Below are 14,002 nucleotides of genomic sequence, written 5' to 3'. Positions count from 1 at the left end.
GCCAAAAGCCGCTCCCGGCCGGTTCGGTCCGCAGACGAAACCGGCCGCGCGGCCAACGCGCCGCCTGGTTCTACATCACCTGGCGGATCGGTTTTTTGGTATAACGGTTCGCATAGGCCGACGCGACGAACGCGTCCGGCTTGACCCGCGGAGCGTAGCTGCCCATCGCTTCCACCCGCTCCACCATCTCCTGAACGTACAGCGACGTCTTGTTCACGATCGGCTCTGTCCCCGCGTCGATGTCGATGAACGTCTCGAGCATGGCCCCCTGATACACATAAGGCAGCAGCAGTTCTTCCATCCGGGCGAGCGCGGCCTCGTCGAAGCAGCTGGCGACGCTTTGCGAGAAAGAGGTTTCCAGCGACAGCTTCTCCTTGACGGAGGTCAGCTCCCGCGGCAACGCCAGCTGGCGGTAACAGGCCCAGGCGCCTTTGCCCAACCGATGAATGACAATGCCGGTCACGAACTTCGTATAGCCGCGGTGCACCTGGCTGTCCGTTCCGATCACGAAATGGTACGCGCTCTTGGGATCTTGGGCGATAAAACGGGTAATCCGGACCATGACATCGTCCACGGAAAGACGGCTTTCCGACAAATTCTGAAAAACCATCTCGTCGGACGAGGTTTCTGCGAAGATCTTGTTCTTGCTCTTGCTCATGGCTGATCACCTCTCTAGAAATGACGCTTGGCGTGCCTTCTTCTAATCAAAAAAGGGCTGCTTGGCCGCGGTGTTCATTCGTCCTGAACGGTACGAAATGAAGCGTCCGCAACAAGCAGCCCTGATTGAAATCCTTCCGGCCGACAAGGGACGGCCGACTTCCGCCCTGCCGAAAACGGAAGGCATGCATCGGGGAACGCACACGACGAGGGGCGGCGCGTTGCGGATGACCGTTTATGGGATAGATTATGACGAAACAAACGAGTCTGCATATTCGCGCCTCCTTTCCGAATCGAAAAATAAATGCCGCGCACGCGCGCCCGTTACGCCGGCAGGCGTAAACAGTCAGGCAGCGCAGAACGCAGCATGTCGCGAGCTTGCACGATTAATTCTCCGCCCGGAGACATCGCTTCGGCCGATGCATGCTGCGTATGGACCGCCGGCGATTCGCGCCGGTTTGCGCCAAGCCGTTCCATAGCTTTCTCATGGCCAATGCCTCCTTCCTTGCCGCAGGCCCGATTCCGGACCGGAAATTCATGTTGTTATCTTACAACTATTTAAAAAAGTCTGTCAACTTCTATAAACTTCCATCTCGAACGCCCGTCAGGCCGCTTGCTGCTTGGCTATTCGAACCGCCCGGCGCCCGAAGCCTGCCCGAGCAGCTTCTCGATCCCGACCGCGGCGGCCCGGAGATTGACGGCTTTGCCCGCGCGCATCGCTTCCTCCAGCGTCCGAAGCGCTTCGGCCGCCTGCTCCGCGATCGCCTCCAGCGCCTGCCGCTCTTCCTCCTGCCCGCTCTCTCTTTTGATCCGTTCGATCCGCTGCTCGAAACGGGATTTCATCTCCCGGAAGAAGGCCGCGCTTTTCTGAAACTCGGCGATCCTTCGCTCCAAGGCATCGGCAGCGCGGGCCGCCGACTGAAGTTCCGCCTGCGCCTTCAGCGCGTCGAAGGTTCCGGCCAGCTCCGCTTGTCGGACGCTAGCCTGCGCCTGCCCCAGGCCCGCCTTTAATTCGTCCAGCGGGTAGCCTGTCTGGAGCGCCGTTGTCTCCAGAAGCGCGGCGAGCTCCTCCGTCTTCTTCCGCACCTGCCGCACGGACTGCCTTACGTCTTTCGCCAATCGGTCCGCTTCCGCCAGTTCCCGTTCGTACCGATCCGCCTCCCCGGCGAGAGCGTTCGCCTCGTAAAGCAGCTTGCCCGCCCGATCAAGCGGTTCGATCAGCGACAGGAGAGGCGCCCTCTGCGCCGCGATCTTCTGCTGCAGCAGCTCCGCCTGCGACCGGGAAGCCAGAATCGCCCGCTCCAGCCGCTCGAGCGACTGCCGGGTGTCCCCTTGAACGAACCCGTCGTTCAGCTCCTTGAACGGTTCCGACAAAATCATCGCGTTCAGCTTGGCGAAGGCCTCCTCTTGCCTTAACGCGGCCTTGGTAAGTATGCGCCGGGTTAACCGCCGTTTGAACAGCAACGCGGCGAGCGCAAGCAGAACCGCCAGTACGGCCAGCCCCAGCGCGACGGCGCCGATGGGCACCGGCTCCGCAACGGCCGAATCGATGGCGATTGCGGCGATCGAATCCGGATCGCCGCCCCATCGTGCGGCCCCAGTTTTATCCATGTCCCGTCCCCCGTTCGCTCCCGCTTTCCCGCTGCGGAAAGGCGGATGGATTGCCGGCTTGCGCCGGTCCGGCGCGTAAAGCGGCCCGCTTCCGGCTCGGCACTCGCCAAAAATCTCGCCAAGCTAGGGCCGCCTGCCCCCGCGCCCGCGTTCGCGCCTGTCCGGCTAGGCCCGCTCCTGGAGCTTCTTCCACACCGTTTTGTTGCTGTATCGCCTATCCGAGCTGATGTCCCGGCCGAACCAATCCGGCGGGGAGAACCCGATCGCTTCTTCTTCGGAAGCGAACTCGATTTCCAGCACGGTCAGCTCCAGTTGGTCGTAAATGTCGATCTCGATGGTACGTCCGTCCCAGTCGGCCGTCAGTCTCGTCTTGGTCAGCGGCACCCGGCCGAAGGCGTTTACCAACTGCGTATAGATCGCTTCGGAGATCGAAACCTCCACTTCTTCCCGGGAAAGGCCGTTGCCCCGTTTGAACGTATGCGTGTATTCCACCGAGCCCGCCGCCGGATCGGTGATCCGGCGCACTCTGATTTCCTGCGCTTCGTCCAGCGCCAGATAGGTTTGCTCGATCCGCCGCTCGGAACGGATCCGCAATATTCCCTGCTCCGCCAGCCTTTCCGGCGATTCCGCCAGCAGAAACTTCCGCTCGATCTCCAGCGGCATTTTTCCATGTCTCCTTAAAAAACAGAATCCAACGGCGCATGATTCGCCGGCTCTTTCTATTATAGTTTCACGCGGGAGCGGAGAAAAGCGAAAGCTTAGGCCGAAGGCGGGCGCGCCGGGACATTCCGGATGCCAAACGAAACAGGCAGTCCAAGGGACGCGCCCCCGGACTGCCTGCGGCACATGGATCAATACTGCATCAACAGCGACACGTTCTGCCAGCCCGCGCCGACCGTCCAGAAGACGAGGTAGTCGCCCCGGCTGATCTTGCCTGCCTTGAGCGCTTCGTACAGCGCAACGAACGGGCTGTTGGTCGCCGTATAGCCGTATTTGTCGCCAATGTAGGTCACTTTTTGCTCGTCGATGCCCAATCGTTCCGCCACCAGCTTCACATTGCCGAGCGAGAACTGCGAGAACAGATAGCCTCCCACGTCCTCTTTGGCGATGCCGTTGCGCTCCAGCAGAATCCGCAGCGAATCGACCGCGGAATCGACGCATACGGAATCGTCGAACGGAGTGAACTGGACCTGCGCGTCCTTCGCCGTAAATTCCTCGCGGTACAGGTTGGAAAGCCCGTGCGCGGGGAACAGCGAATTGTCGATGACGGAAGTGTCCGTCTGGTAGATGGAGTCGATCAAACCGCGCGTATCCGAAGCGGCTTCCAAAATGACCGCGCAGGCCGAATCCGCGAAATTGGAATAGTAGACCGGCTGGTCCGGGCTGTGCACGGTCAAGTAGTCGGCGCCGACGACAAGCGCGCGTTCGATGCGGGGATTGCCCATCATGTAGCGGCTCGCCTGGTCCACGGCGACCAGCATGCCCGCGCAGTTCGCGTTGAGGTCGTAGCAAATCGTATTTAGGTCTCCGCCCAGCGCGTTGTGCAGCTTCAAAGCGTTGCTGGGCAGCAAATATTCGGGCGTCTGGGAAGTGAAAATAATGAGATCCAAATCGCGGGCCGAAAGTCCCGCGCTTTGCAGCGCGCTTTTGGACGCTTCGATGGCCATCGTCAGCGTGTTTTCAGCCGGATTGTCGATCATGAAGCGCTTGTTCCGGCCCAATGCCCGAAGCAGTCCCGAAACCTCGGTCCCTTTTTGTCTGAACCGCTCGATAAAGTACTCGTTGTCGACTTCATTGGACGGATGATAGACTTGTATATCGCGAATGCGGACGGCTCCCATCGTTCCACTCCCCTGTCTCTACGAATTATGGAGCTTGCAAAACCGAAACTTGCCTCAAACCTCAACGATTTCGAGATTGTTCAATTGGACCGAGCGGGCGATCCGGGAAAGCTGCATTTTCAAAATCGGGTTTTTGGCCAGACGAAGCGTAACCTTCTTGAAGCCGTCTTTTTTGTACATTTGGAAGCAGCCTTCCAGAATCGGCAGCGTATCGGGCGCGGACACGTTGAGCTTCGTGCAGTCGATATCGATTTCGTATTCCGGTACGGAGATCGAGGCGATGCTTTTTTGATAAGCCTCCACGGATCTCATGCCGTCCTCGGGCGAAAAGGTCCCTTCCACCTGCGCCTTCAACACTTTGTTCGTTTGGTCCAGTTCGATATTAAAGCTTCCCATTTCGCAATACCTCCGAATGAATGTTTGTTCTTTGGGTACAAAAGATGGCCGCCGCTATTTCACGAGCGCCTTCAGCCTGTCCAGAATCGGGGCCGGTTCGCTGCCGTCGGTCACCACTTCAATGACGCAAGGCCCGTCGAGCGCTTCGACAAACGGCCGAATGTTCCGGACGTCTTCCAGCTTCTCGACCGTCATCGAACGGACGCCCGCCGTGCGCATCATGTCGGCGATCGAAATCCGCTCCTGCTTGTAGTCGGGAATCGACCGGTTGTACAGGAACTTCTGGCCTCTCTCGACATAGGACAGCATGGCGTTGTTGATAATGAAATAGATGACCGGCAGCCGGTATTCCTTGGCGGTGAGAATCTCCATGCCGTTCATGAAGAAGCAGCCGTCGCCCGCCAGCACGGCTACGGGACGGGTCGGATCGGCGGCCACCAGACCGGCTGCGCCGGCGATGGCCGAACCCATGGCGCCGTAGTCCAGGTTGATTTCGAAATCTCCGCCCCGAGGAATTTCAAGGTATTTCAGCACAAAGTTGGTGAACTCTCCGATATCGCAAACGTAACGCGTATCGGCCGGCATTGAGCCGCGCAGCGCTTCGAGAAACAACCGGAGCGACAACCCGGTATGGTTGTTCACATACGGTTCGTTGATCGGGTCCGGCTTGCGGAAGCGTGCCGGAGCGCTGCGGCTGTTGTCGATGAAGTAGGGCAGCACCTCCTTTAAATCGCCGTGAATCGCGAGATCGGTCTTGAACACCTTGCCGAGCTCTTTCGGATCGCGATCGACGTGAATGACGGTTCTTCCCGCAACGAGCGCCTCGTTGAAATTGCAGGTAGAGGCTTCTCCCAGGCTCGTTCCCAAAATCAGCACGCAGGAAGGCTTGTCCGAATTCACGTACTCGAACGCGGCGTCCGTGCTGGAGAACCCGTAGTTGCCGAGGTTCAGGGCAAAATCGCCGGGAATGACGCCTTTGCCCGCGGGCGTCGTAACGATCGGCCACTGCAGGCGCTCGCTGAGCCGCATGATCTGCTCGCCGAAGCCGCGGCCCCCGCGTCCCACCATAATGAGGCCTTGGCCGGCGCGATTGATCAGCTCGGCGGCCTGCTCCAGCGCGGCCCGGTCCGGCCGGACCGACTGCAGTTCGGAGAGGTCCGCCGGCTCCGGCAGCGGCCCTTCGAACTCCGCGCGCTGCACATCGATCGGCACGGAAATATAGACCGGCCCGCACGGCGGAGTCAGCGCAATGCGCACCGCCTTGTCGAGCTCGGCCAAGACATCGGCCTCGTTCAGAACCGTCGCGCTGTACTTGGTGACCGGCTTGACCATTTGCTCGCCGTCCAGTTCCTGAATGGCGCCCTTGCCCATTTGCCAGCGATTGATATAGCCGGCGATGACGAGCATCGGGGCCTTCGCCCGCATCGCGTCGGCAATTCCGTTCATCATGTTGCTCACGCCGACCGCTCCCGCGCCGGCGCACACCGCGAGCTTGCCGGAGGTGCTCGCATAACGGGCAGCCATATAAGCGGCCCCGGCTTCGTTCTTGGTAATGATCGGCTTGATGCCGACGTCGATCAGGGAATCGTATACCGGACCGATAATTCCCGCCGGAATGCCGAACAGATACTCGACTTGATTGGCCTTCAGATAACGCAGTATGGCTTCCGCTATGTTCACAGCTCTCTCTCCTCTCCGTTAAGCCCGGAATATTTCTCTGTATCCTTCAACCAGCCGCTGCGCTTCGCGCACTTCCTCATCGGTAAATTCATGAAGCTGCCCAATGGAAGCCACAACCACAATTCCCTTAACCGCCGCGTTCTCCGTCACCGGCAGGATCAGGATGCTGTCAATGCCGAACAGAAAAAACTCCTCCGCCGACCGGGGATCGTTTTTCACATCCTGCACGGTGATCGGCCGCGGGTCGCGGACGAGCTCGCGAAGCAACCGGTCGCGCTCGATATAGACCGGATTTTGCGCATGGACGCTTTTCCACTTTTCGACGCCCAGGATGTCGGTGTGGGTCTTGAGCACGGGATTCAGACGGCCCCCCTCGATCCGGTGGTAGGCAATATCCCGCACGCCGGTCAACTTCTCAAGCCGCCCGAACAGTTCGCGAAGCTGTTCCAAATCCATCGCGGTCCCTCCTTCGTCAATCGGCGCACGAATCGATTTCGCGCTTCAACTGCTTCGCCTGCTCCTGCAACTGCCGCGCGGACTGGAGCGATTCTTCCATCGCCGTCAGCTGCTCCTCCGAGCAAGCCGCGATCTCCTTCGCTCCGGCGAGCGCCATTTCCGTAATGCTCACCGTCTCCCGCATGGAGCCGAGAATTTGCTCGGCGCTGGCGCTGACCTCCTGCGTCACGCCGGATACTTCCTGCACTTTGTAAGACACGTTTTCCGTCAATTGCACGATTTCGCGGAACGATTGTCCGGCGACGGCGACGATTTCGGCGCCCGATTGCACCTCGACCAGAACCTGGCTCATGGCTTTGCGCGATTCCCGCGAACCGGCGCGAATATGCTCGACCATCCGCGCGATTTCCTTGGCCGAGTTCGAAGACTGGTCGGCCAGCTTGCGGATTTCGTCCGCCACGACGGCGAACCCCCGTCCGTATTCGCCGGCGCGAGCCGCTTCGATCGCCGCGTTGAGCGACAGGAGATTGATCTGGCTTGCGATTTCCCCCATGATGACCGTGACCCGGTCGATCTCCTCGGTGCGTTGGTCCGTCTGTTCGACTGCGGCCGACGAGGCATGCGCCGCGTCGGTGATGTTTTTCATCTGCGCGACAGCCTGCTCGATCAGCCCAAAGCCGTCATTCGCCTTCTGGGCCACTTCCGCGGTCTCGTTCGCCAGCGCCTGGGACGATTCCGCGATATGCTCCATCCCTTTGCTGACCTCTTCCAGCATGAACATGTTCGACCGCGCGCTGTCGGCGATCGACTCGTTGCCCGCGGCGATCTGCTGAATCGATTCCGAGATGCCGACGACCATGTCCGTGCAAAACTCCGTATTGCCGGCCAGGGATTGCGAGGTGGACGCCACGTTGTCCGACAGCTCCCCAATCCGGCCCAGCACCTCGCGCAGCTGTCCATTCGCCTCGAGCGAAGAACTCGAAGCCCCGTCGCCGCCGGCCTCCGGCTGCAGTGCAGCAAGCCTTCCGGACGAGCCCAGCGCCCGGCGTACGGCAACGTAAGAGCCGGCCGCCCCCAGCAGCAAGAACAATACGGTGAATCCTGCGCTCAGCCAGGCCACTCTGGCCTTAAGATCTTTTATGTACGATGCGTCCATATCGACCTTGATGACCGACGAGGCCGTAAAATACAGCACGATGCCAAACGCGACGAAAAAAACCGCTAGGATTCCCGTCATCGCCAGTGTCCATTTTCCGACTACGCTGTTCTTCAATTGCCGCAAATTCAAAGCCTTTCTCCTCCAGCAATACGTATTCAGCTCACCAACGACTTTCCGCCCGGGCACGCGTAACGCGTTCGCTCGATCCGGCCGCACTCACGCGAACATCCATCACCTTCTTTCCGCGGCTTTGCCCAGGTTGCAGGAATCGTCTTCACAAGGACAAACAAAAAAGGGACTTTCTACCTAAGAAAGCCCCTGCTGCCATGGATGAAGACACAAAAATCATAAGTTTGGCAGCCCGGCGATCATAGTAGATATACCTTAGACCCGTGGCTTTGCGTCCCTGTCTTTCGACAGGTTTGCCTTTTCATCTTATTGAATTTATGATTTCTTTAACTTCCTGTTCACTCATTATATCGGATAATTGCCCAGAATTTTGATATAAATTTGGACGATTTCACAAAGTTTTTTTGTATTTTATCGAATTATTTTTTGAGGAATTCTATGTAAGCGCAGTTAATTGAAAAATTGGGATTGCATTAAATGCTATATTATGTTTAATTTTCTTATTTCGAGACTTTGCTGTCGGCGGCGCCTTTGGCAATTCTCGCACTTGGCGGTGCACCTTTGGCGATTCTCGTCCTTGGTGAGAACTTTTGGCGATTCTCGACTTGGCGAGTTTGTTTTGGAAACCATTTTGATCGCCAAAACCTTTGACAAAATCACCAGGCGGGACCTTACCATGACTTACGACTGAGCTTCCAACGGGACTTGCAACGGGACTTGCAACGGGACTTGCAACGGGATCGGACAGGATATCCGCTATTTGCCCTTTGTCGCTTGATCTCGCCTTCCTTTAGGACAGCAGATCCGTTAATTCGGTCAAAACATGCCAAATGACGCCCTTTGAGACGGAATAGCGGCTCCTGTGTCCGCGTCGTCCGGATTTTGGCCGTTTTTTCGAATAATAAAGGAACTACGGTCCAAAGCAGGTTCTCCCTTAGCCGTCAGGCCCGCACAAGGCTCCGCATGCATCGCGTTTGCCGGTTGTCCGGCATCGCTTACAATTCCTTCGGACGCACCGAAACGCACCGGATGCACTTCTCGCTCTCATTCAAGGGCCATCAAGCGCAAAAAAAGGCGCGAAGCAGCGCTTGCGGTTGGCCGGGGAAAACCGGCCGGTAGAAGCAGATCGGGCATTCGAGACCAATCGGGACGTCTGAAACCAATAGACGGAGACCAGTCGAGTGATAAGGCCAATCGAGTGATAAGGCCAATCGAGTGATGAGGCCAATAAACCTACCGAGACCAGTCGGCGGAACCGTCGGGCATCCGGAACAATCGGGTGTTCGGAGCAGTCGGTGTCCAGAACCGTCAGACGTACAGATCACTCGGGCGTCCTGGCCGCCCATGCGGGGGCGGTCAGGACTGCCGCGAGCGTTGGTTCAAAGCTTCGTTACCGTAACGGTAATGGTCTCGCTCGACGTTGCGCCGGCGGCGTTGATCAGTTCCCCCCGGTATTCGTACGACCCGGGCGCGCGGCCCGCCAGCGGGGTTACGGCGCTTTGCGCGCCTGGCGTCGCCGCGCTCAGCGGCTTGACATCCACCAGCCGCCCGTTCTCGTACAGCCGGTACTCGGAGCCGTTCGTTCCCCACCACAGATTCATCTGCACGTTATAAGCGCCGTCGCCGTCCCAGTTGTCCTGCGACAAAACGGGCTTGCCGGGCGCGGCGTCCGTTACGGTCACGACATGCGGTCCGCAGGGCGTTTTTCCGAACGCGTTGATCAGCTCGCAAGTGTACGTGTACGTGCCGTTCGGCTTGCCGGATATCCGCGTCCTGACGGTTTGTGCGGCGGGAGAGGCGTCCGTCAGCCTTTGTTCGTCGACCAACGCGCCGTTCTCGTACAATTGGTAGACGGTGGCGTTGTTGCCCCACCACATGTTCATCGCAATCGTGTAATCGCCGTCCTTCAGGCCCGTGTCGTCTCCGTTGTCGTCGGACAGCGCCGGTTTGCCGGGCGTACCGCTCGCGAGCGGAGCGGCTACCGTAATCGCAACGGCATTGGAGGCGACCGAACGGCCGTTCAGCGTGACGACGGCGGTGACCCGGGCGTCCCCCTCCTGCATAGCCGTAATCCGTCCTTGCGCATCGACCGTCACCGCGCCGCCATCGCTCTCATAGGCAACCGCCGAATGTCTCAAATCGGCCGGCGAACCGTCGCTAAGCACTCCCTCGATTACGGAGGAAGTCGTTTCACCGACCCGGAGCAAGGTAGAGTCGGCGGTCAGCGAGACTTGATCGAGCGAAGGGCCGGGCGGAATCAAAGTGAAATCGCTCAGCCCTCTCGGCTTGAGCTGATAGATCCCCCGGTAAATGGCGGACACGCCCTTCACCGTCACAACGTCGCCTTCTTTATAAGGAAACGCGCTCAGGCTTAGCCCCGTCCGCACGTCCACGCGGACATGATTCGCCACGGAACCTGCGACCGCATCGAATTCGAAGGAGCCGGACGGGCTTGCGCTGACGATGTTTTGAATCGTCGCGTTTGGCAATTCGACCAGTCGCCCCTGATTCGCGTCGCTGACGGCCTCGACCGGCACGGCGTCCGGCAGCGGCGCGGTGCCCGTTTTCTCGATGGCGGACGGGTTGGCCAGTTCAAGCTCCGTGTTGTAAAGAGCAAGCGAGGCCGTAATTTTCACCTTGTCGCCCGGATGAAAACCGGGTTGGCTTTGAAACACGTAAATGCCGGCCGTACCGTCCTGGAGGTAAAAGGCTTGTCCGCCGAACGCCCCGGGTTCCGTCGTAATGACGCCTTCGACCGTCACTTCCGTTCCTTCCGGCTTGACCCGGGCCTCTGCAATGGAAACGAGCTCGGGCTCCGGGCTCTCCGGTTCCGGCAGCGGCTCGGCGGGGACGTTCGCGATTTGAACGGTTTGCGTCAGCAGGTTGGTGCCGTTCTGTCTTAAGCGGAGGTTGGCCGAGCCGCTTGTGCCCGGTTTGATGCGGACGGTCAAATCCTTGTATGCAAAACCGCTGCTGTCGGACGTCACGCTGTACGCCGCACTGTAGCCGTAGGCGGCCGGCCAGCTTCCGTCCGCATTCCGGAACTGCGCCACCTGGGTTCCGCCCGTCAGGTAAATGCCCGTGCTGAAGCCGGAAACCGTCGTATTCGGCGGCAGGTTACCGAATACAACGCGGATTTGGAACTCCTCCGCGTTCGGCAGCTGCGCCTGGTGCACAAAGCCGTACGTCGGCTGGGCACCGACCGCAGGGCCGCCATAGGACCCCGGCTTGAACGTCGTCCGGTCCCACCATTTGTAGCCGGCCGCCGGCGCCGACCACGGTTCGGGCTGCGGCTCGGTCGACAGCTCCGGCTCCTCGAACGCAAGCAGCCCCGTCGGTTCGTCAAGCGCAAGCCCCGGCACCTGATCGAGACGGGTATAGTTTTCCTGTTCGGCCAGCCAATCGATCAAATTGACGAGCAGCTTCCCGTCGTCCTGCTCTTTGAATCCGTCGTATGTCGTCTTGGTCGCGCCCGTCTCTTCGCGCAAATACTTCGGCGTGGCATCTTCGACCGGCGACGAATCGCCGATAAACGCCGCCTTGCCGGCGCCGACTTTGGATATCGCCACATACGGTCCCTCGTCCTCGCCTCCGCCGTTGTACACGCCCTGGTCGACGGCGTTCGGCCAGGCTTCGTCGGTCTCGGGCAAATAGACGATGCCTTTGGCTTTGGCCGGATCGATGATCGCCAGGGTCGAACCGGCATGCATCGCCACCGCGGATACGCCCTCGGTAATGCCGAACGCCTGGCTCGGCTCGACGATGCCGTTCGCCGTTATATCGCCCAGCGCGTTGTACCGGAAGCGTACGCCGAAGTGGTCCGCAAGCCAGTCGGAGCTGACGACGCCCTGCATCGCTCCCGATGCCGCCTCTTCCGCACTCATGCCCTTCGCCGGATCGTTCCAGGCTCCGCGCCGGTAGCCGTTGATCGCTTCCGAACCGTCCCACCGGTTCTTGTTGCGGTCCGCGTTGTAATGGTCGCCGATGAAGAAGATGCTGCCGCCCGCCTCGACGTACTGCAGCATCGCAGCCTGCTCGCTTTGCTTGAACGGAATGTTCGGTTCCGCCACGACAAACACGTCGTAATCTTTCAAATCGTCATATGTCAGAGAAGTAGATTTACGCAGTTCCTTCACATAATAGCCGTTGTCCGCCAGCGCATTCGCAAAATCCGAAAACCCGCCGTCGATCACCCAGTCGGCCGCTCCGGCCGTCTGCGCGTGCGTATTGTCGAACAGCACCTTTTTGCCCGCATTTTCGTTGACGACCCGCGCCTCGATGTAAGGAGCCGGATCTTCGGGGCCTTCCGCCTGCGCCGATTGAAGATCGCCGGTAAATCCAACGTATGCCGGCAACAAGATGGTCAGCGCGATCGCGACTTTTAACCAGCGGTCTATCCATCTCCCAAACGTGTTCATCATCTTCCTCCTCATCCTTTGATAGATTTTCCATTTCATCCCTATTCTATCATTGATTAACCAACGAAGTGATAGGTTTTTGTAAAATAAATGTTAAAAAAGATGACTTTCATGAAGCGAAAGCCATCTTATGCAGGTTAAACCGTACTATACAGAGCGATAGACGAAAACCGGAGACCGACTAGATTCGAAGATCCCATTTTTTCAAACTCGCCAACGAGCAACGGCCTTCGGCGAACGCTCTTATTCCGAGCGACCGTTCCCCCGGATAAATGCGCGCGGTCATCACTTTTTCACCGTCCTGCAGGAACACTTCCACCGAAGACCGATCGACGAAGGCCCGCAGAAGCAGCTTCCCGTCGCATAGCGGAACTTCCGTTTCCCGGACGCCCTTCGGCCCGATTCCCGAGAGATTCCGGTCAAGGCAGAACACCCCGTCGCCGGTCGAATAGGACAGCACGGTCTGTTCGTTTTCGCCGACCCGCAGCTTGAGTCCGAAGCGTTCGGCATCCCTCGCCTCGAACACCGCCTCCAGCTCGTAGCTGTCTCCTCCGGCGGCAAGCTCCGTCTCCCCGTCGAGGATTAAGTCGCGAATTTGAAAGAGCTCCCCGCGGTAGCGCTCGATTTCCTGCACCGGTTTGAACAGCACTTTGCCCTCTTTCCGCACCATCTCGCGAGGCAGAGTTAACGCCCCAGCCCAGTAATGGCCGTTCTGGGTCGGGATCTCCGTTTCCCAGGTGTCCATCCAGGCAACGACGATGCGGCGCCCCTGATCGTCCAGCGTGGTCTGCGGCGCATAGAAATCAAAGCCCTGATCCATAGGTGCGTACCCTTCGGCCTGGAACGTCTCGTCAACCGCATTCCATCGTCCCCACATGTAGACCGTGGAATGCAAATTCCGATAATCGCGTCCCTGCGGAGGCATCCGCTGCGGAGAAAACATCAGCACATCAAGACCGTCCAGTTCGAAGAAATCAGGACATTCCCAATTGTCGCCCATGTTTCCATCGCTTTTGGCCATGACGCACACGAATGCCCATCGGATCAGATCCTCGGAGCGGTACAGCAGAATTTGGCCGTTGCCCTGACCGTCGTTCGATCCGAGAACGGCATAATACCGGCCGTCCCGCCGAAACACTTTCGGATCGCGAAAATCTTTCCGGCTTGCTCCCGGCGGAATATGCGACAAGCCGATTACGGGATTGTCGTCCACTTTACGGAAACGAACGCCATCCTCGGACACCGCGAGATTCTGAATTTGGTAGTAGTCGTTTTTGGGGTCCGGCCCGGTCACGATATGTCCGGTGTACATCAGATATAGCGTGCCGTCCTTCTCGATTGCGCTGCCCGAGAAGCATCCGTCGCGATCGAACGGCTTATCGGGAGCCAGGGCGACCGGAAGATAATTCCACTTGATCAAATCCCGGCTGACCGCGTGTCCCCAGTGCATCGGGCCCCACTCCGGTCGATAAGGGTAGTGCTGGTAAAACAAATGATACTCGCCTTTATATTGGATGAATCCGTTCGGATCGTTCATCCAGCCGAACTCGCTCATAAGGTGATAGTTCAGCCGGTATTCCGACCGAAGAAGATGCTTGTTTTCCCGAATAAATTGATCCGCTTTGGCTGGCGTATAAGTCATCGTCTCCACCTTG

General features: G+C 58.8%; 10 protein-coding genes and 1 riboswitch. All 10 genes read right to left on the bottom strand.

From position 1 onward, the window contains the following. Positions 1–70 precede the first annotated feature (70 nt). On the bottom strand, positions 71–658 hold the full coding sequence (locus F560_RS0105950; RefSeq protein ID WP_019004809.1) for a ribonuclease H-like YkuK family protein: 588 nt from the start codon (positions 656–658) through the stop codon (positions 71–73). Positions 659–1,281: 623 nt separating this feature from the next. After that, a complete protein-coding gene (locus tag F560_RS26050; RefSeq protein WP_019004807.1) occupies positions 1,282–2,268 on the bottom strand; it encodes a coiled-coil domain-containing protein in 987 nt (328 codons plus the stop codon). A 165-nt stretch (positions 2,269–2,433) separates the two neighbouring features. Continuing rightward, positions 2,434–2,931 (bottom strand): CYTH domain-containing protein, encoded by a 498-nt coding sequence (locus F560_RS0105935; RefSeq protein WP_019004806.1) that lies wholly within the window; start codon positions 2,929–2,931, stop codon positions 2,434–2,436. 188 nt (positions 2,932–3,119) lie between these two features. Continuing rightward, positions 3,120–4,109, bottom strand: a complete 990-nt coding sequence (locus F560_RS0105930) for a ketoacyl-ACP synthase III (protein WP_019004805.1) — start codon at positions 4,107–4,109, stop codon at positions 3,120–3,122. A 54-nt stretch (positions 4,110–4,163) separates the two neighbouring features. Next, positions 4,164–4,505: a hypothetical protein gene (locus F560_RS0105925; RefSeq protein WP_019004804.1), complete on the bottom strand. Its 342-nt coding sequence runs from the start codon at positions 4,503–4,505 to the stop codon at positions 4,164–4,166. 54 nt (positions 4,506–4,559) lie between these two features. After that, the gene (locus tag F560_RS0105920; RefSeq protein ID WP_019004803.1) at positions 4,560–6,185 is read right to left on the bottom strand and encodes a thiamine pyrophosphate-binding protein; all 1,626 of its coding nucleotides are present in this window, start codon (positions 6,183–6,185) and stop codon (positions 4,560–4,562) included. 18 nt (positions 6,186–6,203) lie between these two features. Further along, the gene (locus tag F560_RS0105915; RefSeq protein WP_019004802.1) at positions 6,204–6,641 is read right to left on the bottom strand and encodes a GAF domain-containing protein; all 438 of its coding nucleotides are present in this window, start codon (positions 6,639–6,641) and stop codon (positions 6,204–6,206) included. Between the two features lie 16 nt (positions 6,642–6,657). Further along, entirely contained in the window at positions 6,658–7,929 is a 1,272-nt protein-coding gene (locus F560_RS0105910) for a methyl-accepting chemotaxis protein (protein ID WP_019004801.1), read from the bottom strand. A gap of 223 nt (positions 7,930–8,152) precedes the next feature. Continuing rightward, a riboswitch (cyclic di-GMP riboswitch) is annotated at positions 8,153–8,237 on the bottom strand. A 1,071-nt stretch (positions 8,238–9,308) separates the two neighbouring features. Further along, entirely contained in the window at positions 9,309–12,347 is a 3,039-nt protein-coding gene (locus F560_RS0105900) for an Ig-like domain-containing protein (RefSeq protein WP_019004800.1), read from the bottom strand. A gap of 181 nt (positions 12,348–12,528) precedes the next feature. Next, positions 12,529–13,989, bottom strand: coding sequence for a glycoside hydrolase family 32 protein (locus F560_RS0105895; RefSeq protein ID WP_019004799.1), 1,461 nt, complete (start codon positions 13,987–13,989; stop codon positions 12,529–12,531). Between the last annotated feature and the right edge of the window lie 13 nt (positions 13,990–14,002).

The organism is Cohnella laeviribosi DSM 21336, from assembly GCF_000378425.1.
GTDB lineage: Bacteria > Bacillota > Bacilli > Paenibacillales > Paenibacillaceae > Cohnella > Cohnella laeviribosi.
This window is presented reverse-complemented; position numbering and strand designations above follow the sequence as displayed.